General features: G+C 69.4%; 21 protein-coding genes. 14 read left to right on the top strand and 7 right to left on the bottom strand.

What is annotated here, in order from left to right; translation table 11 throughout:
• The first annotated feature begins 56 nt into the window (after positions 1-56).
• The 8 genes from BMY74_RS02470 (at position 57) to BMY74_RS02505 (ending at position 7,405) form a co-directional block, all read left to right on the top strand.
• Positions 57-590, top strand: coding sequence for a (2Fe-2S)-binding protein (locus BMY74_RS02470; protein WP_089908683.1), 534 nt, complete (start codon positions 57-59; stop codon positions 588-590).
• On the top strand, positions 587-3,013 hold the full coding sequence (locus tag BMY74_RS02475; RefSeq protein WP_089908686.1) for a xanthine dehydrogenase family protein molybdopterin-binding subunit: 2,427 nt from the start codon (positions 587-589) through the stop codon (positions 3,011-3,013). Before BMY74_RS02470 ends, BMY74_RS02475 begins: the two co-directional genes overlap by 4 nt.
• Positions 3,010-3,834, top strand: a complete 825-nt coding sequence (locus tag BMY74_RS02480) for an FAD binding domain-containing protein (protein WP_089908688.1) — start codon at positions 3,010-3,012, stop codon at positions 3,832-3,834. Before BMY74_RS02475 ends, BMY74_RS02480 begins: the two co-directional genes overlap by 4 nt.
• A complete protein-coding gene (locus BMY74_RS02485) occupies positions 3,831-4,424 on the top strand; it encodes an SRPBCC family protein (RefSeq protein ID WP_089908693.1) in 594 nt (197 codons plus the stop codon). The genes BMY74_RS02480 and BMY74_RS02485 overlap by 4 nt, the downstream gene beginning before the upstream one ends.
• A 26-nt stretch (positions 4,425-4,450) precedes the next feature.
• Entirely contained in the window at positions 4,451-5,533 is a 1,083-nt protein-coding gene (locus BMY74_RS02490; RefSeq protein WP_245785842.1) for a CapA family protein, read from the top strand.
• Positions 5,534-5,595: 62 nt separating this feature from the next.
• Positions 5,596-6,129, top strand: coding sequence for a Uma2 family endonuclease (locus tag BMY74_RS02495; RefSeq protein WP_089908702.1), 534 nt, complete (start codon positions 5,596-5,598; stop codon positions 6,127-6,129).
• A gap of 243 nt (positions 6,130-6,372) precedes the next feature.
• Positions 6,373-7,029 (top strand): DUF433 domain-containing protein, encoded by a 657-nt coding sequence (locus tag BMY74_RS02500; RefSeq protein WP_089908704.1) that lies wholly within the window; start codon positions 6,373-6,375, stop codon positions 7,027-7,029.
• Entirely contained in the window at positions 7,016-7,405 is a 390-nt protein-coding gene (locus tag BMY74_RS02505; protein ID WP_089908708.1) for a PIN-like domain-containing protein, read from the top strand. Before BMY74_RS02500 ends, BMY74_RS02505 begins: the two co-directional genes overlap by 14 nt.
• Positions 7,406-7,444: 39 nt before the next feature.
• Here the strand turns inward: BMY74_RS02505 and BMY74_RS02510 are convergent, their stop codons facing one another.
• The 6 genes from BMY74_RS02510 to BMY74_RS02535 form a co-directional block, all read right to left on the bottom strand.
• Positions 7,445-8,362: an o-succinylbenzoate synthase gene (locus BMY74_RS02510; RefSeq protein WP_089908712.1), complete on the bottom strand. Its 918-nt coding sequence runs from the start codon at positions 8,360-8,362 to the stop codon at positions 7,445-7,447.
• Positions 8,363-8,370: 8 nt separating this feature from the next.
• Positions 8,371-8,988, bottom strand: coding sequence for a GerMN domain-containing protein (locus BMY74_RS02515; protein ID WP_089908715.1), 618 nt, complete (start codon positions 8,986-8,988; stop codon positions 8,371-8,373).
• Positions 8,985-10,361 (bottom strand): sensor histidine kinase, encoded by a 1,377-nt coding sequence (locus tag BMY74_RS02520; protein ID WP_089908718.1) that lies wholly within the window; start codon positions 10,359-10,361, stop codon positions 8,985-8,987. The genes BMY74_RS02515 and BMY74_RS02520 overlap by 4 nt, the downstream gene beginning before the upstream one ends.
• Positions 10,358-11,038 (bottom strand): response regulator transcription factor, encoded by a 681-nt coding sequence (locus BMY74_RS02525; RefSeq protein WP_089908724.1) that lies wholly within the window; start codon positions 11,036-11,038, stop codon positions 10,358-10,360. Before BMY74_RS02525 ends, BMY74_RS02520 begins: the two co-directional genes overlap by 4 nt.
• Before the next feature lie 81 nt (positions 11,039-11,119).
• Positions 11,120-11,548, bottom strand: coding sequence for a hypothetical protein (locus tag BMY74_RS02530; RefSeq protein ID WP_089908727.1), 429 nt, complete (start codon positions 11,546-11,548; stop codon positions 11,120-11,122).
• Entirely contained in the window at positions 11,545-13,185 is a 1,641-nt protein-coding gene (locus tag BMY74_RS02535) for a DNA repair helicase XPB (RefSeq protein WP_089908730.1), read from the bottom strand. Before BMY74_RS02535 ends, BMY74_RS02530 begins: the two co-directional genes overlap by 4 nt.
• Positions 13,186-13,294: 109 nt before the next feature.
• Here BMY74_RS02535 and BMY74_RS02540 point away from each other — a divergent pair, with 109 nt between their 5' ends.
• The 4 genes from BMY74_RS02540 to BMY74_RS44765 all read left to right on the top strand — a co-directional run bounded on the left by BMY74_RS02540 (position 13,295) and on the right by BMY74_RS44765 (position 16,052).
• On the top strand, positions 13,295-13,879 hold the full coding sequence (locus BMY74_RS02540) for an LppU/SCO3897 family protein (RefSeq protein ID WP_089908733.1): 585 nt from the start codon (positions 13,295-13,297) through the stop codon (positions 13,877-13,879).
• A 50-nt stretch (positions 13,880-13,929) separates the two neighbouring features.
• Positions 13,930-14,412: an LppU/SCO3897 family protein gene (locus tag BMY74_RS02545; RefSeq protein WP_089908736.1), complete on the top strand. Its 483-nt coding sequence runs from the start codon at positions 13,930-13,932 to the stop codon at positions 14,410-14,412.
• Between the two features lie 141 nt (positions 14,413-14,553).
• Complete coding sequence (locus tag BMY74_RS02550) at positions 14,554-15,111, top strand: LppU/SCO3897 family protein (RefSeq protein ID WP_089908739.1); 558 nt, start codon at positions 14,554-14,556, stop codon at positions 15,109-15,111.
• 86 nt (positions 15,112-15,197) lie between these two features.
• The gene (locus BMY74_RS44765; protein ID WP_177229533.1) at positions 15,198-16,052 is read left to right on the top strand and encodes an LppU/SCO3897 family protein; all 855 of its coding nucleotides are present in this window, start codon (positions 15,198-15,200) and stop codon (positions 16,050-16,052) included.
• Between the two features lie 58 nt (positions 16,053-16,110).
• Here the strand turns inward: BMY74_RS44765 and BMY74_RS02560 are convergent, their stop codons facing one another.
• Positions 16,111-17,088, bottom strand: a complete 978-nt coding sequence (locus tag BMY74_RS02560; protein WP_089908742.1) for an ABC transporter substrate-binding protein — start codon at positions 17,086-17,088, stop codon at positions 16,111-16,113.
• 483 nt (positions 17,089-17,571) lie between these two features.
• Here BMY74_RS02560 and BMY74_RS02565 point away from each other — a divergent pair, with 483 nt between their 5' ends.
• On the top strand, positions 17,572-20,907 hold the full coding sequence (locus tag BMY74_RS02565; protein WP_245785843.1) for a nitrate- and nitrite sensing domain-containing protein: 3,336 nt from the start codon (positions 17,572-17,574) through the stop codon (positions 20,905-20,907).
• Positions 20,904-21,323 carry a roadblock/LC7 domain-containing protein gene (locus BMY74_RS02570; RefSeq protein WP_030470879.1) on the top strand — a complete coding sequence of 140 codons (420 nt, stop codon included), beginning with the start codon at positions 20,904-20,906 and terminating at the stop codon, positions 21,321-21,323. Before BMY74_RS02565 ends, BMY74_RS02570 begins: the two co-directional genes overlap by 4 nt.
• The last annotated feature ends 94 nt before the right edge of the window (positions 21,324-21,417 follow it).

A 21,417-nucleotide genomic window follows, 5' to 3' on the forward strand; every position in this document is an offset into this window, starting at 1 on the left:
GAGCAAGCTGGAGTGACCCTCGTCACTTCATGGCCCACCACCCTGGGAGGGTTTCAATGCACATCTCGGTCAACGTCGACGGAGTGACATACGCCGACGAGGTCGAACCCCGCCTCCTGCTCGTGCACTACCTACGGGAGCGATTGAGCAAGACCGGCACCGTCGTCGGGTGCGACACCGGCAACTGCGGTGCCTGCACCGTCCACCTCGACGGTCACAGCGTGAAGTCGTGCCAGATGTTGGCCGTGCAGGCGAACGGCCACGACGTCACCACCATCGAAGGGCTCGCTCGCGACGGCAAGTTGCATCCCGTGCAGGAGGCTTTCCACTCGAACCACGCGCTGCAGTGCGGCTTCTGCACGCCCGGAATGATCATGCAGGCGATCGACCTGCTCGCCGACGAGTCGGACCCCGACGACGAGACCGTGCGCAAGGGCCTGGAGGGCAACCTCTGCCGGTGCACCGGCTACCAGAACATCGTGCGCGCGGTGCAGGACGCCGCCCAGCGGATGAAGCCCGGCGCCGGACCTGACCAGGAGCGGCACAGCGACGAACACGTCACCGCGAAGCAGCCGGTAGGTGGCGAATGACCGCCACGGCCGAGCCGGAGGTCGGAAAGGCCCGGCTCCGCAAGGAGGACGCTCGCCTCATCACCGGCCAGACCAGGTGGACCGACAACATCCAGTTGACCGGCATGCTGCACATGGCCGTGCTGCGCAGCCCCGTCGCCCACGCCCGCATCACGAACATCGACGTCAGCCGCGCGACGGCGATGCCCGGTGTGGCGCTGGTGCTGACCGGTGAGGACTTCGCCGCCGAGCAGGGCTCCCTGCCGTGCGCCTGGCCGATCACCGAGGACATGAAGTCGCCGCCCGCGCCCGCGATGGCCGTCGACAGGGTCAACTTCGCCGGCGAGGCCGTCGCACTCGTGATCGCCGACAGCGCCTACCACGCGGCGGACGCGCTGGAGGCCATCGACGTCGACTACGAGGACCTCCCGGTCGTGCTCGACCTGGAAGAAGCGTTGCGGGACAACGACCTCGTCCATCCCGACCTCGGTACGAACAAGTGCGCGACGTGGATCTTCGACTCCGCCGAGGCGGGCGCGGGGACGAACGTCGAGGACGAGATCGCGGCCGCCGACGTCGTGATCGAGCGGACGTTCCGGCAGCAACGGCTGATCCCGGCGTTCATGGAACCGCGCTCGGTCGTCGTGGACTCGACCGCGGGCATGTTCACCGTGTGGTCCGCCACGCAAATCCCGCACATCCTGCGGTGGATGCTGTCGGCCGTCACGGGCATCCCCGAGCACCGGCTGCGCGTGATCGCACCGGACGTCGGCGGTGGCTTCGGCGGCAAGCTCCAGGTCACGCCGGAGGAGCTGCTCTGCCTGCTGGTCGCCCGCCGGATGGGGCGTCCGGTCAAGTGGACGGAGACCCGCACCGAGTCGATGCTGTCCGCGCACCACGGCCGCGACCAGCTGCAGAAGATCACGCTGGCCGCCCGCCGCGACGGCACCGTGACCGGCCTGAAGGTCGAGCTGCTCGCCGACATGGGCGCCTACCTGCGCCTGGTCACACCGGGCGTGCCGATCCTCGGCGCGTTCATGTTCAACGCGATCTACAAGTTCGCCGCGTACCGGTTCGAGTGCACGAACGTGTTCACGAACAAGGTGCCGACGGACGCGTACCGCGGTGCCGGACGGCCCGAGGCGACGTTCGCGATCGAGCGCATGATGGACGAGCTCGCGGTCGAGCTCGGCATCGAGCCGATGAAGATCCGCGAGATGAACTGGATCAAGCACGAGGAGTTCCCGTTCACCACGGTCGCCGGGCTCACCTACGACTCCGGCAACTACGAGGCCGCGACGGCCCGTGCGATGGAACTGTTCGGGTACGACGAACTGCGCGAGGAGCAGGCACGGCGCCGTGCGTCCGGTGACGTCAAGCAACTCGGCATCGGGATCTCCACCTACACCGAGATGTGCGGTCTCGCGCCGTCACGGGTGCTGGGTGCTCTGCGGTACGGCGCGGGCGGGTGGGAGACCGCGTCGATCCGCATGCTGCCCACCGGCAAGGTCGAGGTGATCACCGGGACCTCGCCGCACGGGCAGGGCCACGAGACGGTGTGGTCGCAGATCGTCGCGGACCGGCTCGGCGTGCCGTTCGAGGACGTCGAGGTGCTGCACGGCGACACGGCGACGTCGCACAAGGGCATGGACAGCTACGGCTCGCGGTCGCTGGCCGTCGGCGGCACGGCGCTGGTGTACGCGGCGGACAAGGTGCTGGCCAAGGCCAGGACGCTGGCCGCGCACATGATGGAGTGCGACGAGGCGGACGTGGAGTTCGCCTCCGGTTCGTTCTCCGTCCGCGGCACGTCGACCGCCCGGACGCTGGGTGACGTCGTGCTGGCCGCGCACGTCGCGCACGACCTGCCCGAGGGCATGGAACCCGGCATGGACGCCGATGCCACGTTCGACCCGGACAACTTCTCGTACCCGCACGGAACCCATTTGTGCGCGACGGAGGTCGACACCGAGACGGGCATGGTGAAGATCGTGCGGTACGTGGCCGTGGACGACGTCGGCACGGTCGTGAACCCGTTGATCGTCGACGGTCAGGTGCACGGCGGACTGGCGCAGGGCATAGCACAGGCGTTGTACGAAGAAGCCACGCACGACGAGATGGGCACGCTGACGTCGGCGACGTTCGCCGACTACCTCGTGCCGTGCGCGGCCGACCTGCCGGCGTTCCTCACGGACCGCACGGCGACACCGGCGACGTCCAACCCGCTGGGCGCCAAGGGAGTCGGCGAGGCGGGCACGATCGCCTCGACACCGGCCGTGGTGAACAGCGTGCTGGACGCCGTGCGGCACCTGGGCGTGCGGGACATCGAGATGCCGATGTCGCCGGAACGCGTGTGGACCGCGTTGCGGGGTCGTGAGGATTCGGGTGCGGGCGAGGTCGCCGCGGGCGGGCTCGGTTCGATCGACGCGCAGGGAGGGCAGTCGTGATCCCGGCGGAGTTCAAGTACCTGTTCCCGTCCACCGTGGACGAAGCCGTGCGGATGCTCGCGGAGGAGGGCGAGGACGCCAAGGTCATCGCGGGCGGGCAGTCGCTCGTGCCGGTGCTGCGGATGCGGCTCGCCGCGCCCACGGCGTTGATCGACATCGGTGGCCTGACCGAGCTGACCGGCGTGCGCGACGACGGCGACTCGTTGCTCATCGGTGCCATGACCACGCACTACGAGGTGCAGCGTGATCATCTCGTGCAGGACCACGCGTTGCTGTTGAAGCTGGTCACGGACACCATCGCGGACCCGCAGATCCGGCACCGCGGCACGTTCGGCGGCTCGCTGTGCCACGCGGACCCGGCCGGTGACCTGCTGGCGCCCGTGCTGGCGCTGGACGCCGTGATGATCATCGCCGGGCCGTCCGGGCGGCGTGAGGTGCCCGCGTCGGAGTTCTTCGTCGACTACTTCACGACGGCCCTGGGCCCCGACGAGATCCTGCTCGACGTCCGGGTGCCGAAGTACACCGGCTGGAGCGCGCACTACGAGAAGCTCAACCGGGTCGCGCAGGCGTGGTCGATCGTCGCCGTCGCGGCCGCCGTGCAGGTGCGCGACGGCACCGTTTCCGCGGCTCGGGTGGGCCTCACGAACGTGGGCTCCGGGCCGGTGCGCGCGGTGGACGTGGAAGCCGCACTCGTCGGGCAGCCCGCGTCGGCCGAGGTGATCTCGGAGGCGGCCCTGCGGGCGTCGTCGGGTGACGGTTACAAGGACAACCTGGCCCGCGTGCTGACCGGGCGTGCGTTGACGGCGGCGGTCGCGGGATGAAGTTGACGCATTCGTTCCCGTCACCGGCGCCCGCCGAGGAGGTGTGGGAGGCGCTGCTCGACCCCGAGCGGGTGGCGCCGTGCCTGCCCGGCGCCACGCTGACCTCGGTGGACGGCAAGACGTTCAGCGGGGAGGTGAAGGTGAAGCTCGGCCCGGTGCAGCTGCTGTACCGGGGGAGCGGCGAGTTCGTCGAGGTCGACCCGGTGCTGCGCCGCGCCGTCATGAAGGCCGCGGGCAAGGACACCCGCGGCAACGGCACGGCGTCCGCCCTGGTGACCTTCGTCGTCGGCGACACGGTCGAGGTGGAGACCGACCTGGCGATCACCGGCCGTCCGGCGCAACTGGGCCGCGGGCTGATCGCCGAGGTCAGCGGCAAGCTCGTCGACCAGTTCGCGGAATGCCTGGCGGGCACGCTGGTATCCGTGGATCCTGACGAGGTGGCGCAACAGCAGCATCTCCGAGTGGTCCCCGACGAGCCGATCGACCTGATCGACACGGCAGGCGTGCCGGTGTTGAAGCGCGTGCTGCCGTTCGCGGCGGCGCTCGCCGTCGTGGCGTTCGTGGTCCTGCGACGCCGGCGGCACCGCTGAGGCGTGTGGTCCGGTGGCCGGCATCCGTGCTGGCCACCGGCCTTTTGCTGTCCGCGTGCACCGGCTCGCCGACGGTCGTCACCTCGGCACCCGCGCCGACTACTTCCAGCCCGCCACCCGCGCGGTCCTTCGTGCTGACCGCGGGCGGCGACATCCTGATCCACCCGGCGCTCACCGACCAGGCCGTGGCCGACGGGGGCGCCGCCGGGCGCGACTTCCTGCCGTTGTTCTCGGGCATCAAGGAGACCCTGAAAGCCGACCTCTCGCTGTGCCACCTGGAGGTGCCGCTGGGCCCGAAGGAGGGCCCGTTCTTCGGCTACCCGGCCTTCCTCGCGCCGCCCGAGGTGGCGAAGGGCCTGGTCGACGTGGGGTACGACTCGTGCTCGACGGCCTCGAACCACACGCTGGACCGCGGTGTCTCGGCGATCGGCACGACGCTGGACGCGATGGACGCCGTGGGCCTGAAGCACACCGGCTCGTACCGCACGCCGGAGGAGGCCGCTGCCCCGCACATCCTGGACGCGGGCGGCGTGAAGGTGGCCCAGCTGTCGTTCACCTACGGCTTCAACGGGATCCCGCTGCCCCAGCCGTGGCGGGCGAACCAGATCAACGCCGACAAGATCCTCGCCGACGCCCGTGCGGCCCGTGCCGCCGGCGCCGAGGTCGTCGTGCTGTCCGTGCAGTGGGGCAACGAGTACCAGCACGAGGCGACCGCCGAGCAGAAGGCGCTGGCCCGCCAGTTGCTGGCCGACCCCGCCCTGGACCTGATCATCGGCACCCACGTGCACGTCGTGCAGCCGTTCGAGAAGATCGGCGGCAAGTGGGTCGCGTACGGGCTCGGCAACGAGGTCGCCCGGCACGCCGAACCCCGCGGGGTGACCGAGGAGGGCGCGATCGCCCGGTTCAAGTTCGAGCAGGGGCCGTCCGGGTGGTCCGTCGTGGAGGCGTCCTACACCCCGACCCTGGTCGAGCTGGGGCCGCCGATCCGGCTGGTGGACCTGACCCGCGTCCCGGCCACCGAGCGGCGGACGCAGGCGATCGACCGGACCGAGGGGATCGTGTTCAGCATGGGCGCGGCCGAGCAGGGGTTGAAGCGCGGCAAGCCGTAGATCGCTCGAAGGTGTGGGTGCAGGGGCGGAATTGGAGTTCCTCCATGTGCGACGGTCGATGAGTGCTGTCACCTCCGCTCACCGTCGCCCAGTTCACCGCGCTGGGGCCGGCCCACTCCGGCTACACCGAGCTGGTGGAGGGCCGTCCGGTGTCCTCCCCCGCCGCCGCGGCCGGCCACAACTTCGCCTGCGGCAACCTGATCTCGCAGCTGGCGGCGCAACTCCCCGCGCACCTGCGGGTCACCTACGCACCGGACGTGGACCTGGAGCTGGCCCCGCCCGACGCCCCCGGTTTCGTCCGGCGGCCGGACGTGGTCGTGTTCCACCGCGGCGCCTCGGACCCCGTGCGGGCCTCCGAGGTGGTTCTCGCCGTCGAGGTGCTCTCACCGCACTCGCACTACACCGACCGCCGCGCCAAGCGCCTCGACTACGCCGAGGCCCGAATCCCGTTCTACTGGCTGGTCGACGCGGCCTCGCTGACCCCGTTGCGCCTGACCCAGGAAGGTGTGTTCGAGGAGGCGCCCGTCGCCACCACGACCTACGAGACGCGCGACCCGTTCCCGGTGAGGATCGAGCTGGATCAGCTCGTCGACTGAACCCGCCGGAACCGCTCGACCCAGGCCGGGCTCTCGACCTCGAACTCCGCGATCCGGCTGGTACACCTCACGCGGGCACCCGCCTCCGAGCGGTGGACGCAGGCGATCAACCGGGCCGAGGGATCGTGTTCAGCACGGGCGCGGCCTAGCAGGGGTGAAGCGCGGCAAGCTTCCACACAGGTAGCGCGAGCTGCTGGTTGCCCGCGTTAAGATCCGAGCGTTCCGTTGGAAAGGGGGTGCGGTGTGGTCGACAAGTTCCAGGATCCATTGCTGACTCCCAAGGAGACTGCCAAGCACCTGCTGATCCCGAGATCGACTCTGGATCGTTGGCTCCGGGAGCAGGTCGACGGAGCTCCGCTTGTCCATCGCGTTGAGCCAGACCGCCGCGGTTGGCCATCAGTGCCGTTCGTGGCGGTAGTTGAGGCGTATGTACTTCGATCTTTGCGGGACCTCGGGCTTCGAATGAACAAGATTCGAGATGCGGCTGAGGCCGTGCGCCGGGAATTCAACACGCCTTACGCTTTGGCGAACCGGAAGATTTCGACCGACGGAGTCGACATATTCTTGGAGTACGCGGACGGCGACATGGCGCGGGTTGGGGATCAGCAGCGGCCGATCCGTGACTTCTTGAATGCGCATCTGAGGTACATTAATTGGGACTCGAGTGATGGTTTGGCGTCATCGTTGAAGCTGAGGCAATATCCGGACGTCGCTCCTGTGATCATCGACCCGCGTTTCGGGTGGGGTGCTCCGGTGATCGAGGCGAACCATGTTCCGGTAGATGCGGTCGTGAACATGTGGCTCGCAGGCGACTCGCTGAAGGAAGTCGCTTATGAGTACAGTTTGACCACCGAACAAGTCGAATCGATCTGTCGAGCTGCCCAGCGTGTCGTCGCTTGAGTTTTTTCTGGACCGAAGCCTTGGTCGCGGTGTCGCGGAAGGTTTGCTTCGGCTTGAGTGGATCATCCACTGCATAGCGGATCATTTTCCGGATGACGCGCAATTCACCCCTGATGAGGAGTGGCTTGAGTACGGCCTTGATCGGGGTTGGGTTCCGCTGTGTAAAGACGGGCGGATCAAGGGGCGGCCGTCCGAGCGGCGTCCCGTTGAAGCCAAGGGTGCCGTGCTGTTCTATCTGGACAACCAGCAGCTTCGCAGAGACGAGATGATCAGTCGATTCCACGGCGCACATGATGCAATTCATCGTGCTGTGTTGCGGGGCGGTCCTGCGATCTACGCGGTGAAGAGCGACGGCATTCGGCGTACCTGGCCTTAGATGGGCCACCGGCCGACCACCCTGCCTCAGATCGTATTGCTAGTACGCCTTTACACGCCGGAACCGCTCGACCCAGGCCGGGCTCTCGACCTCGAACTCCGCGATCCGGTCCGGCTTCGGCGCCGTGGTGAGCACCGGCAGGTACCCGTCCACGGGCAGCAGCGGGTCGCTCGTGACGTCGCCGTCCAACAGTTGCAGCGTGGCGAGCCCGCATGCGTACTCAAGCGTCGGCAGCGCGGCCGCGAGGGCGACCCCGGCCGCCATCCCGACCGAGGTCTCCAACGCCGACGACACCACACACGGCAACCCACAGGCCTCAGCGACCTCGAGGGCCTTCCGCACCCCGCCGAGCGGCGCCACCTTGATCACCGCGATGTCCGCGGCCCCGGACACGGCCACCTTCATCGGGTCGTCGGCCTTGCGGATCGACTCGTCCGCCGCGATCGGCACACCGACCCTCCGCCTGACCGCGGCCAGCTCGTCCAGCGTGTGGCACGGCTGTTCCACGTACTGGAGCCCGCCGGCGGCCTTGTCCATGGCCTTGATCGCCGCGACGGCCGTGTCGACGTCCCACAGCATGTTCGCGTCGACCCGGATCGCCCCTCGCGGCCCGAGAGCGTCGCGTACGGCCTCGAGCCGCGCGCAGTCGTCTTCGAGCGTCGACTCGGCGACCTTCACCTTGGCCGTGGAACACCCGGACCGCTGGACGATCTCGTGCGCCCGCTCCGGACCGACCACGGGCACGGTGCAGTTGACCGGGATGCGGTCGCGGACCGGCGCGGGCCACCCGTCGTTCGCGGCCTCCAGCGCACACGCGAGCCAGGCGGCGGCCTCGGCGTCGTCGTACTCCTCGAACGGGCAGAACTCGCCCCACCCGGACGGACCTTCGAACAGCAGGCCGGTGCGGCGGGTGATGCCGCGGAACCGGGCGCGCATCGGGATGGAGTAGACGTGCACGGCCCGATTCAAGCGCACTTGAGGAACTCCAGCGAATGCCCGCCCCCACGCAGGTTGACCGAGCCGGCGGGCTGGATGCCGAGCACCGTGCAGACGATCTGCTGCACGGCAGCGGCACTGAGCTGCGAGACGTCGGTGGACAGGGCCACGTCGAGCCCGTTCGCCACCCGGTCGACGGTGGCGGGCACGGCGTCGAACGGCACTTCGGTGGTGAGCCCGCGGGCCTGCTCGGCGCCGGTCGGGCCCTGGGCGAGGAGTCCCACGACGTCGAACCCGCTCAGGCTGCCCTCGGGGCGGGGGACGGGCAGCACCCCGGTTCGGGAGACCCAGTAGAGCGACGGGGAGGTGTTCTCGACGGGGCCGGTGGGGGCTTCGAGGCCGGGGATGGGGTCGGTGGGGCGGATGCCGCAGGCTGTCAGGACGGTGAGGGCGGCGAGGACGAGCAGTGCGGGGCCGAGCTCACGAAGGGGCCGGGGCCTGGCATCGAGCCCGCGCCGGACACGCAGTCCGCGCTCAGGAAGGGGCTGCGGCTCACGTTCGCGCCGGGCAGCCGGCACGTGGCGGACTCCCAGCCCATGCCGGACGGCGAACACCCGGCCACCACCCAGCACCCACCAGCGCTTCACGCCTCACCACCCAACGGCAGCCGCAGCGTGAACAACGCCCCGCCCCCGGCCCGGTTCGCCGCCGTCAGCGTCCCCCCGTGCAGCCGCGCGTTCTCCCACGCGATCGCGAGCCCCAGCCCCGACCCCTCCGACCGCCCCCGAGCCGAGTCGGCCTTGTAGAACCGCGCGAACACGTGCGGCAGCACCTCCGCCGGCAACCCGGGCCCCGAGTCCGCCACCTCGATCACCAAGAATCCCGAAGCGACCGACAGCTCCAAAGACACCGGTGGCGAGCCGTGCCGCAGGGCGTTGCCGACCAGGTTCGCCACGACCACGTCCAGCCGCCGCGGGTCCAGGCGGGCCCGCACGCCGTCCGGCAGGGAGGCGGACACCTCGGAGAAGCCGCGCATCCGCAGGCAGGTCCGCACCACCTCGGCCACGTCGACGTCGTCCAGCGCCAGTGCCGCGGTCCCCGAGTCGAACCGGGTGACCTCGATCAGGTCGTTCACCAGCCGGGTCAGGTTCTGCGTCTCCCGGTTCACCAGCCGCGCGGCCTGGCCCGCCACGCCGGGCAGGGAGGCGGTCTCGGCGTCCAGCACGTCCGTCACGGCCGTCATCGCGGCCAGCGGCGTGCGCAGCTCGTGCGACACGTCCGCCACGAACCGCCGCGCGTCCGCCTCCATCCGCCGCAGCTCGCCGACGTGGTGCTCCAGCGAGGAGGCCGTGCTGTTGAAGGTCGACGCCACGGACGCGAGTTCGTCGCGGCCGCGGACCGGTACCCGAGCGGAGAGCTCGCCCTGGCCGAGTCTCCAGGCGGCCAGCTGCAGTTCGCGGACGGGGCGCAGCACGCCGCGCGCGGCCAGGAATGCCAGGCCCAGGGCCAGGACCAGCACCGCGCCGCCGATCAGCCACGCGTTGCGGGCCAGCTCGTCGACGAACGCGGCCTCCGAGGTGAACGGCCGCAGCACGTACACCTCGATGCCCGGCGAGGCGCCGGAGGTGACCCGCACCTGCATGCCCACGACGAGCCAGACGGAGTCCGCGTACGACACGCGCTGCCAGCCGACACGTCCCGAGGACACGAGGGACCGCAGTTCGGCGGTGATCACGGACGGGTCCATGCCGCCCGCGGAAAGTCCGTTGCCGTAGGCCAGGGCCGAGCCCTCGCGGCCGGAGACACGTCCCGCGACGCGTTCCAGGAGGGCGGTGTCCACGGGACGGGCGGGCAGCGGGTAGAGCTGCTCGACGCGGTTCGTGGTCTCGATGACGGCGTTGTCCTGGGCGCGTTGCACGATCGCGTCGCGCGCCCGCACGTAGCCGGCGCCGGCGACGGCCGCGGCGGTCACGACCGTCAGGAACGCGAAGGCGAGCAGCAGCCGCAGGCGCAGCGTCACAGCGGTCCGAACCGGTAACCGAAGCCCCGCACCGTCTGGACGTACACGGGGGCCGCCGGGTCGTCCTCGATCTTCGACCGCAGCCGTTGCACGCACGCGTCGACCAGCCGCGAGTCGCCCAGGTACCCCTGGTCCCACACCGATCCCAGCAACTGCTGGCGCGACATCACGCGGCCCGGCGACGAGGAGAGTTCCAGCAGCAGGCGCAGTTCGGTGGGCGCCAGCGAGACCGGCTCGCCCGACCGCGTCACCACGAGTCCCTCGCGGTCGATCGTCAGGTCGCCGTGGCGCTCGGCCAGCACCTCGGCGACCGGGGCGGACGAGCGGCGCAGCACGGCGCGGATGCGGGCCTCCAGCACGCGGGCCTGCGCCGGTTTGGCGACGTAGTCGTCGGCACCGGCCTCCAGGCCCGCCACCACGTCGATGTCGTCGTTGCGCGCGGTCAGCATGATGATCGGCAGGTCACCGGACGCGCGGATGCGGCGGCACACCTCGAAGCCGTCCACGCCCGGCAGCATCAGGTCCAGCACCACGACGTCGGGCGTGACCCTGCCCAGCAGGTCGAGGCCCTCCTCGCCGGTGCGCACCGCGTCCACGGTGTGCCCCTGGTAGGTCAGGGCGAGCGACAGTCCCTCGCGGACCGCCTCGTCGTCCTCGATCAGCAGTACGCGCGGCATGCCCTCCAGCCTTCCCGACGGGTCTCATGAGGACGTTCGTGCCACGTCATCGTTGCGCAACGATCAGCGGCCCGGCCGGCCCTAGTCCAGCGCGGCGGTGTGGCGCAGCTGCTCCGGCGTCGGGTCCGACACCAGCACGCGCAGGGCGTCCGCGAACCGGTCGAACCGCCGGTCCAGCTCGGCCAGCTCGCGCGACGGCTCCGCGACCAGCGCCGCCCGGCCCGCCCTGGGCGGTGCGGTCGCGAGCGCGTCGCGGACGGGCTGGGCCCGGCGCAGCGCCACGAGCAGCGTCCAGAGCCGCTGCTCGACCAGCGCCACCTGCACCGGGTCACCGGAGACGCGCAGGAAGTCCGTCCGCACCGCCGTGGCCCGGCGGCGCTGCGCCGGGCAGGTGAAGTCAGCGGACCGGACGACCTGCGCGTCCGGTGCGGACCGGGCGAGCGACTCCTCCGACCGGAACCGGCGCGTGGGCACGGTTCCGGCCGGGTTCCACATCCACCAGCCGGTCATCCGACCAGGTCGTCCGCGTCGACGATCTTGTACGCGTACCCCTGCTCGGCCAGGAACCGCTGCCGGTGCGCCGCGTAGTCGGTGTCGAGCGTGTCGCGCGCGACGACCGAGTAGAAGTGCGCCTGCCGGCCGTCGCCCTTGGGCCGCAGCAACCGGCCGAGGCGCTGCGCCTCCTCCTGCCGGGACCCGAACGTGCCGGACACCTGCACGGCGACCGACGCCTCGGGCAGGTCGATGGAGAAGTTCGCGACCTTCGACACCACCAGCGTCCGGAGCTCGCCGCGACGGAACCGGTCGAACAGCTCCTCGCGCTCCTTGTTCTTCGTCGACCCCTTGATCACCGGCGCTCCCAGCTCCTCGCCCAGCTCGTCCAGCTGGTCCAGGTAAGCACCGATCACCAGGGCCGGCTCGTCGGGGTGCTGCTCCAGCACCCGGCGGACGACCGGGATCTTGGTCCTGGCCGTCGAGCAGAGCTTGTAGCGCTCCTCCGGCTCGGCCGTCGCGTACTGCAGGCGCTCGTTGTCGGTGAGGGTCACGCGGACCTCGGTGCACTCGGCCGGTGCGATCCAGCCCTGCGCCTCGATGTCGCGCCACGGCACGTCGTAGCGCTTCGGCCCGATCAACGAGAAGACGTCGCCCTCCTGGCCGTCCTCGCGCACCAGCGTCGCGGTGAGCCCCAGGCGGCGGCGGGACTGCAGGTCCGCCGTCATCCGGAACACCGGCGCGGGCAGCAGGTGCACCTCGTCGTAGACGATCAGGCCCCAGTCGCGCGAGTCGAACAGCTCCAGGTGCTTGTACTCGCCCTTCGACTTGCGGGTGATCACCTGGTAGGTCGCGATCGTGACCGGGCGGATCTCCTTGCGCTCACCCGAGTACTCGCCGATCTCCTCCTCGGTGAGCGACGTGCGCGCGATCAGCTCCCGCTTCCACTGCCGGCCCGCCACGGTGTTCGTGACCAGGATCAGCGTGGTCGCCTGCGCCTCGGCCATCGCCGCCGCGCCGACGAGCGTCTTGCCCGCGCCGCAGGGCAGCACGACGACGCCGGACCCGCCGGCCCAGAACGCCTGCGCCGCCAGCCGCTGGTAGTCGCGCAGCTTCCAGCCGTCCTCCGCGAGCTCGATCGGGTGCGCCTCGCCGTCGACGTAGCCGGCCTCGTCCTCGGCCGGCCAGCCGACCTTGAGCAGCAGCTGCTTGAGGCGCCCGCGCTCACTCGGGTGCACGACGACCGTGTCGTCGTCGATCCGCGCCCCGAACATCGGCGCGATCTTCTTGTTGCGCAGCACCTCTTCGAGCACCGCTCGGTCGTTGGTGTGCAGCGTCAGCCCGTGGGCCGGGTGGTTGGTGAGCACCAGCCGCCCGAACCGGCTCATCGTGTCGACCACGTCGACCAGCAGCGGCTGCGGCACCGGGTAGCGGCTGAACCGCACCAGCGCGTCGACCACCTGCTCGGCGTCGTGCCCGGCCGCCCGCGCGTTCCACAACGCGAGCGGCGTCACGCGGTACGTGTGCACGTGCTCGGGAGCCCGCTCCAGCTCGGCGAACGGCGCGATGGACGTGCGCGCGTCGTCGGCGAGCGGGTGGTCGACCTCGAGCAGCAGCGTCTTGTCCGACTGGACGATCAATGGGCCATCGGTCACGCCGACAAGTCTCCCTGACGACGCCAAATGCGTTCGACCTGCGTCAACCGGTGACGACAAGTGTGAGTCGACACACCAAGCCAACACGACGTGTCGTACGTTCTCGGCCATGAGCAGCGAGTCGACTGATCCCGTCGAGCCCCCGGCCGTGGTGAACCCGGCTCCGGACGAGGCCGAGACCGACGAGGCGCCCCAGAAGAACAACTGGCTGAAGTTCGTCATCGTCGGCGTGCTGGCCGTCGTCCTGGTCGGTGGTGGCGTGTGGGCGCTGACGTCGCTCAACAGCACCGGGGCAGGCGACTGCGTGAGCGCCTCGCCGAAGAACGCGGACCAGCCGGACGGCGAGTGGAACCTCTCGTCGGAGGGCTGCAACGACACCGCGGCCACGCACCGGGTCGCCGTCGTGCTGAAGAACGCCGAGGACCAGTGCCCGGCCGAAGGCCTCTACGAGCCGGTGAAGTCCGGCGACGAGACGCTCTGCCTCATGCCCAACCTCATCGAGGGCAAGTGCTACAACTCGGGTGACGACGGCGTGTTCAAGCAGGAGGCCTGCACCCCCGAGTCACCGGTCAAGATCGTCAAGAAGGTCGACGGCCTGCCCGAGGAGGGCACGGTGTGCCCCGAGACCGCGGGTGAGTGGCGCTTCAGCGAGCCCGCCTCCGTCTACTGCATGGGTGTCCCCGAAGGATCCTGATCGGGTGAACTCGGTTGAGTTGAGCCCCCTCTGACGCCGATACCCAGGCCATGAAGAAGGTCGGCCTGGGTTTCGCCGTTGTCCTCGCCCTCGTGCTGCTCGGCGGGTTCGTGCTGAACCAGCTCGGCGATGTGGCGAAGTCGGCGAAGGCCGGCGACTGCGCGCGGATCTCCGGCGCGCTCGACAACCCGCGCTACCAGGCCCTCGACTGCGGGTCGGACCAGGCGAACGTCAAGATCGCCAAGGTCCTCGACTGGAACGAGAAGGCGTGCCCGTCCGGCGGCATGGACTACTCGACGTTCACGGGCGACTCCACCCTGTGCCTCATGCCGAACTTCGTCGAGGGCTCCTGCTACGGCCAGGACACCGACGCCGGCATCGCGAAGGTCGCCTGCGCGACCAAGGACTCGGTGAAGGTCGCCAAGGTGTTCACCGGCAAGGCCGACCGCGCTGCCTGCGGTTCCGCGCGCGCCGCGGTCTTCCCGGAGCCCGCCGTCACCTTCTGCCTCGAACGCGGCGACCAGCAGCAGTGACCTGTGCAGCTCTCCAGGTGATCCAAGTCGCCGTAACGTTTCCGTAAAGCCCGAGCGCATTTCCGCGCCGCGTGGCACTCTCTGCTCCGGCTGTGTCGGGGGGCATGGGCCATCTGGGGTAATCGGAAATGAGAGAACTGCATGAGCACGACTGAATCCGCTTCGCCCGCGCACGCGCCGGAGCCCTCGCAGGAGCCCGCGCCGAAGAAGTCGAGCATCGGCAAGCGGATCCTGACCTACGTCGTCGGCCTGGTGGTCGTCGGTGCCGCGTTCTACGCGTTCAACTACTTCACCAGCGACGTCGCGCAGGCGAAGGTCGGTGACTGCGCCGCGGTCACCGGCACGTCGACCAGCCCGGAGTACAAGCAGGTCGACTGCGGCGCCGCCGAGGCGAACTACGTGGTCGGCAAGGCCGGCGGCACCAGCGAGGTGTGCGGCGACGGCTACGACGAGTACACGCAGACGCAGCGCCGCGGCCCGAAGACGAAGCTGTGCCTCGCGCCCGTCCTCGCCGAGGGCAAGTGCTACGCCGAGAACACCGGTGGCATCGGTGTGAAGGCCGTCGAGTGCGGCGAGTCGGCCGCCTTCAAGGTGACCAAGGTCGTCAAGGACGCCGCCGCGCCGCAGTGCGCGGAGGGCGAGCAGCCGCAGTCCTTCCCCGAGGCGAAGCTCCAGTACTGCCTCGGCGCTGCTGCCTGACGAGGTCCGGCCTCATGAAACCGGAGTCGTGTCCCACGGCTCCGGTTTCGCTGTCTTCCGCGTGACCTGTCCGAGAGGAATCCCCAGTGACCGACCCCAACCAGCCGCAGCAGCCAGGGCCCTACGGGCCGCCTCCCGGCGGACAGCCGCAGCCGTACGGCCAGCCGAACCCCTACGGTCAGCCGCCCCAGCAGGGCTACCCCGGCCAGCCGGGACAGCCGGGCGATCCGTACGCCCAGCCCGGTCAGTACGGGCAGCCGGGCCAGTACGGCCAGCCGGGTCCGTACGGCCAGCCCGGACAGCCCGGTGACCCGTACGCCCAGCAGAACCCCTACGGCCAGGTGCCCGGTCAGCCCCTGGGCCAGCCGATGCCCTACGGCCCGCCGCCCAAGAAGAGCGGCGCCGGCAAGGTCATCGGCTCGATCGTCACCATCGTCGTGCTCGTCGGCGTCGGCATCCTGGTGAAGGCCCTGATCAGCGGTGGCCTGAGCAGCATCGGCGAGCCCTCGGCGAAGCCGGGCGACTGTGCGAGCGTCACGGGCACCACGTTCAAGCCGGACTACAAGAAGGTCGACTGCACCGCGCCCGAGGCGAACTACATCATCGCCAAGGCCATGAAGTCGACGACGGAGGCGTGCCCGAGCGACGACTACGCCGAGTACACCGAGTCCGGCCGGCGCACCTCGTCGCTGAAGCTCTGCCTGGTGGAGAAGCTCGAGGAGGGCAAGTGCTACCAGGAAGAGCTCGTGAAGATGAACATGGAGGGAATGAAGGTCGTCGACTGCTCCAAGGGCAGCAACGAGTTCGCCGTCCAGAAGGTCCTCAAGATCGAAAAGGTCGTCAAATCGGCGACCGCGGACTGCGGTGAGGCGACCGCCATTTCGTACACCGAACCCTCACCGGGCCTCACTTACTGCGTAACGGCGCTCGGCGGACAGTGACGAACGAGAAATGGCGGGCTGCAACTTGCAGCCCGCCATTTCCTATGCGTAAAAGCAACTAATTCGTCGTTCCCGGCGGCAGCAGCTGCTGCACGTCCAGACGCCCGGACAGCACGTCCTCGGTGTCCATCATGTCGGCGACGCGCTGGAGCCGGATCGGGTTCAGCGACAGCGGGAACGTGCCCACGGACACGAGCGCGGCGGTCGGCTGGTCGATGTCGGCGTAGCTGGTCAGCGAGTCCTGCACGCTCAGCTTGTTGGCCTGCGCGCGCTGCTGGGCCTCGCGCAGCACGTCCCGGAACACCTTCAGCGTCTTCGGGTTGGCCTCGGCGAACTTCTTCGACGACGCGTACCCGGACATGGGGAAGTCCAGTGTCGGGCCGCGCGCGGTGTCGGTGACGATCTTCGCGCCGATCTTGCGCTGCGCCTTCGTGATGAAGGGCTCGATCATGAAGGCCGCGTCCACCGTGCCGGCCGTCAGCGCGCCCTCCATGTCGGCGTACGGCATGGTCTTGAAGTTGATCTTCTGCTTCTCGACCGCGGCGGTGTCCAGCACGGCACGCGTGGTCAGCGCGCCGACGTCGTCCTTGCTGGGCACGGCGATGGTGGGCGCCGACTTCTTGCCCGGGTCGTCGTAGTCCGAGCCGGCCGAGGCGACCAGCGCCATCGAGTTCGGACCCGCCTGGTAGGCCTCACCCTGCAGCTGCAGCTCGGTGCCGCTCGCGACCGCGCGGAAGAAGTTCACGTGGGTCGCCCACGTGAGGTCCAGCGTCGAGTCGAGCTGCTTGATGGCCTCGTCCTCGCTGGGCTGGGGCACCAGGGTGACCTGCAGGCCGTTCTTCTCGAACAGCTTCTCGTTGAGGGCGATCCGCAGCGGCGCCACGTCGACGACCGGCAGCACGCCGATGCGGATGACGTTGCGTTCCATGTCCGCCGCGCCGCCGTCCGACGAGCCTCCGAACAGGCCGCAGCTCGCGGTCAGAACACACGTGATGAGCACTGCGACAAGCCGCAGAGCTTTGGCTCGGGTAGCCATGGCACCTCTCGCCGGTAGGCCTGGGTAGCTTCGAATTGATCAGTGAGTGTCACCACAGACCAGGGCGTCCGCAGTCCGAACTGCGCGTTCGGACGGACGTGGGGTGTGCCGACAACCGGGGATGTTAACCACCTGAACGTATGAAACGACACCCCATCTCGATACGGTGAGTGCTTCTGGAGACTTCCCCAACTGAGGGGGTGACCATTACCCTTCCCGCTCGGGTGGCACAGGTCGTAGTAGACCCACGTGTCTTCAGACGGGGTAGGGCGCCTCACCGGGCGAACAACCTCTGTGCTGCAATTCGGCCCGTTTGACGAGTCCATGCTCGGTCCTGGGGAGAGACCGGGACACTGCTGCTGGAAGAGGAAGCCCAGAGTGGCCCGACGTGAGAGAGGTCCCAGCCAGTTTGGCGTGGGTGACACCACACGCTCCGAAAGGCCCGAATCGGGTGACGGACTGGCTGCGCTGGGTAACGGACCGATGGACGTGACACCGGACCCGGTGAAGCACGACAACGGTGCCGGACCCGGTTCAGGATCTGCCCGATCCGCGGGATGGCGCCTGCGCAACTGGCGGTTGCGCACGAAGCTGCTCGCCGTTCTGCTCATCCCGACGGTCTGTGCGCTCGCCCTGGGTGGTCTGCGCGTGCGCACCGACCTCCAGGCCGCGACGGAGTTCAACAACCTCGCGAACCAGATCCGCCTCGAGACCGCTGTCGCGGACCTGGTGCAGCAGCTGCAGCGCGAACGCGACCTGTCGGTCAGCTACGTGGCCTCGAACAAGAAGGTCGACAGGGTCGTCCTGGAGCGCCAGCTGCGCAGGGTGAACGACACCAGCGAGGCTTTCCGCAACAAGATCTCCGAGCTCAGCTCCGACCTGAACCCGGCTGCCGTCGAGCGGTTCCAGGTCGCGTTCAACCAGCTCGAACGCCTGAACAGCCTCCGCAACTCGGTGCGCGACACGCAGTACCCCGCCGAGGCCGTCCAGCGCACCTACTCGGAGTCCGTCGAGACGCTCATCAACCTCGGTGAGCAGACGATCTCCGAGATCAACGACCCGGAACTGGTGCGACTGCACCTGACCACGAACGCCATCGCGCGCATCAAGGAGCAGGAGTCGCTCAAGCGGGCGATCCTCCTGGACGTCTTCCAGCGCAAGGCGTTCACCCCGTCCCAGCTGCGGTCCCTGCAGGCCGCGGACGCCGAGCTCGAAGCCGCGCGGAACGACTTCCGCAAGGCCGCGACGCCGGAGCAGGCCAAGATCTACGACGACACCGTCACCGGCCTCATCGTCGACAACGCGAACGACATGCAGGAATCGGCGATCAACCAGCAGGCGGGCGCGAAGGACTTCACGCAGGTCACGCCCGAGAAGTGGGACATCGCCGCCACGCTGACGGTCAACCTGACGCGTGACGTCGAGAACCTGCTGGTCGAGCAGCTGCAGACGAAGACCGACGACCTCGCCGGCGACACCCGCACCAGGGCCTACGTCGAGTCCGGCATCGTGCTCGCGATCCTCGCGCTCGCGTTGCTGATGGCGCTGTTCGTCGCCCGCTCGATCCTCAACCCGCTGCGCACGCTGCGCCGCACCGCCCTCGACGTCGCCGACCACGGTCTCCCCGACGCGGTCGAGCGGATCCTCGCGGACCCGAACCCGGAGGACGCGGCCAAGACCGCCGTCGAGCCGGTGCCGGTGCACACGCGGGAAGAGGTCGGCCAGGTGGCGCGCGCGTTCGACGCGGTGCACGGTGAAGCGGTGCGACTGGCCGCCCAGCAGGCCCTCCTGCGTGACAACGTCAACGCGATGTTCGTCAACCTGTCCCGCAGGTCGCAGGCCCTGGTCGAGCGCCAGCTGAACCTGATCGACCGGCTGGAGCAGGACGAGCAGGACCCGGACCAGCTGGCCTCGCTGTTCGAGCTCGACCACCTCGCGACCCGCATGCGCCGCAACTCGGAGAACCTCCTGGTCCTCTCGGGCACGGACCTCTCGCGGCGCCTGACCCGGCCCGTCCCGGCCGCCGAGGTCCTCGGCGCCGCGGTCTCCGAGGTCGAGCAGTACGCCCGCGTGCAGGTCGGCCAGACCCCGGACCTCACGGTCCAGGGCCGCGCGGTCAACGACCTCGTGCACCTCATCGCCGAGTTGCTGGACAACGCCACGGCGTTCTCCGACCCGGTCACCAAGGTCACCGTTCGCACGGCGAAGACCCGCAAGGGCGAGCTGGCGATCGAGATCCAGGACCGCGGCGTGGGCATGGGCGACCAGGAGATCATCGACGCCAACGAGCGCCTGGCGGACCCGCCGGACGTCGACGTCGCCGTCTCCCGCCGGATGGGCCTGTACGTGGTCGCGCGGCTCGCCAAGCGCCACGACATCAAGGTCCGCCTGCGCGGCAACGAGGACATCGAGGGCGGCACGACGGCACTGGTGATCGTGCCGGAGACGCTCATCGCGATCCCCGGTCAGGCACCGTCGTCGACCCCGCCGTCCGGCTCGGGCTCGCTGGCGTCCGCGTTCGGCATGTCGCCGACCGCGTCCTCGCCCTCGATGCCGCCCGTGCCGATGTCGCCGGCGGAGCACACGACGGAGATCGGCAGCACCGCGACGAGGGCCAGCGGCATCGCGGGCGCCTTCGGCGGCGCGACCGGTGTCCAGCCGCGGGTCGACGAGTCGAGCCCGAACATCCCGGTCAGCTTCGTGCCGAGTCCGATCACGGACACCGGTGCGGGCGCGACGGCGATCCCGGTCTACAGCGACCCGCCGATCGAGGACGTGACGCCGTCCGAGCGGTGGCGCCGCGACCAGCTCGCGGCCGTGGAGCCGGAGGGTTCGTTCGGCGAGCCCACGCTCTTCACCGCGTACGAGGACCGCAACGAGGAAGCCGGCGAGATCTCGTTCGAGCCCGGCTACGAGACCACCCAGTTCGTGCCGATCCCCCCGATCGAGGACGAGCCCGCCTCGTCCAACGGCGTCTCGCGCGCCTCGGTCGACGAGGGCCGGCTGGACATCGGGATGGGCCACCGCAACGGCACCTCCGAGTCCTCGCGCAAGAAGATCGAACACGACCTGGACGCTCCGACCGAACGCCTCCCGATCTACGAGGCCGTCCTGTCGCAGTGGTTCCAGGCCGTGGGCAGCGAGACGTCCGCATCGGCCGCTCAGCCGGTCCCTGCGGCCGCTGAGGACGACGCACCGGCCGCCACCAACGGTCACGTCGAGTCGAGGCTCGGCGGGACCGACAAGGGCTCGGTCGAGTACATCGACGAACCGCCGACGACCCCTCCGCTCTCGGACGGGCCGGAGCCGGAGCTGCCGACCCGAACCCGCAAGCCCGTTCCGGCGGTGGCACCCACCACCACGTCGGCCGCTGGCCTTCCGGTGCGCACGCCGCGCTCGAAGATCCAGAAGGCGGTCGAGGAAGTACCCGCACCCGCCGAGCAGGAGCGAGTTGTGGAACCCGAGCCCGTTGTGGAGGAGACTCCAGCGGCGGCACCCGTCTCCGAATCGGCTTGGCAATCGCCTGCCGATGAGGGATGGCACGCGGCTCAGGCGTTGTTGAACAAGACGCCGGAGACGAAGACCACGGCAGGATTGCCGAAACGGACACCGAAGGCTCAGCTCGTGCCAGGATCTGCTGCACCCAAGCAGTCGCCCCTGTCCACGACAGCGCAGCGCCCGCCGCTGCCGCCCCGCACCGCCGACGCGGTGCGCGGACGGATGTCGAGCCTGCAAAGTGGTGTCAAGCGAGGCCGGCACGCATTGATCGAGGCATACGCTGGTGACCAGTCGAGCCGGCAGAACGAGGAGCAGGAGTGACGACCGCAGCGCAGCCAGGCAGCTTTGGTTGGCTTATCACCGACTTCGTGCGGAGGGTGCCCGGCGTGGCACATTCCGTTGTGGTGTCCGCGGACGGGCTGTTGCTCGCGGGTTCCCAGGGCTTGCCCCGGGACCGCGCAGAGCAGCTTTCCGCGGTCGCGTCCGGACTGGTCAGCCTCACCCAGGGTGCTGCCCGCTGCTTCGAGGCAGGCGGGGTCAACCAGACGGTCGTCGAGATGGAGCGGGGCTACCTGTTCCTCATGTCGATCAGTGACGGTTCTTGCCTTGCCGTCCTGGCGGCACCCAACTGCGACATCGGCCTCGTGGCCTACGAGATGACGCTGTTGGTGGAGAGAGTCGGTCAACAACTCACCCCTGAGCTGCGCGCGCAGCTTCAGGGCGTGGTCCGTCGCTAGACCTCATCTGAAGTTCAGGGGTGAGAACAAATGGCTGGTAGATCTGGCGCTAGAGGCCGGGGCTTCGGTAGGAACTTCAACTACCAGGAGTGGG

The organism is Lentzea albida (genome assembly GCF_900111005.1).
GTDB classification, from domain to species: domain Bacteria; phylum Actinomycetota; class Actinomycetes; order Mycobacteriales; family Pseudonocardiaceae; genus Lentzea; species Lentzea albida.

Bases quoted from the DNA above. Each gene is read 5' to 3' on its own strand.
- BMY74_RS02470 (WP_089908683.1), top strand. From the start codon at position 57: ATGCACATCTCGGTCAACGTCGACGGAGTGACATACGCCGACGAGGTC.
- BMY74_RS02475 (WP_089908686.1), top strand. From the start codon at position 587: ATGACCGCCACGGCCGAGCCGGAGGTCGGAAAGGCCCGGCTCCGCAAG.
- BMY74_RS02485 (WP_089908693.1), top strand. From the start codon at position 3,831: ATGAAGTTGACGCATTCGTTCCCGTCACCGGCGCCCGCCGAGGAGGTG.
- BMY74_RS02525 (WP_089908724.1), bottom strand. From the start codon at position 11,038: ATGCCGCGCGTACTGCTGATCGAGGACGACGAGGCGGTCCGCGAGGGA.
- BMY74_RS02530 (WP_089908727.1), bottom strand. From the start codon at position 11,548: ATGACCGGCTGGTGGATGTGGAACCCGGCCGGAACCGTGCCCACGCGC.
- BMY74_RS02540 (WP_089908733.1), top strand. From the start codon at position 13,295: ATGAGCAGCGAGTCGACTGATCCCGTCGAGCCCCCGGCCGTGGTGAAC.
- BMY74_RS02545 (WP_089908736.1), top strand. From the start codon at position 13,930: ATGAAGAAGGTCGGCCTGGGTTTCGCCGTTGTCCTCGCCCTCGTGCTG.
- BMY74_RS02550 (WP_089908739.1), top strand. From the start codon at position 14,554: ATGAGCACGACTGAATCCGCTTCGCCCGCGCACGCGCCGGAGCCCTCG.
- BMY74_RS02560 (WP_089908742.1), bottom strand. From the start codon at position 17,088: ATGGCTACCCGAGCCAAAGCTCTGCGGCTTGTCGCAGTGCTCATCACG.
- BMY74_RS02565 (WP_245785843.1), top strand. From the start codon at position 17,572: ATGGACGTGACACCGGACCCGGTGAAGCACGACAACGGTGCCGGACCC.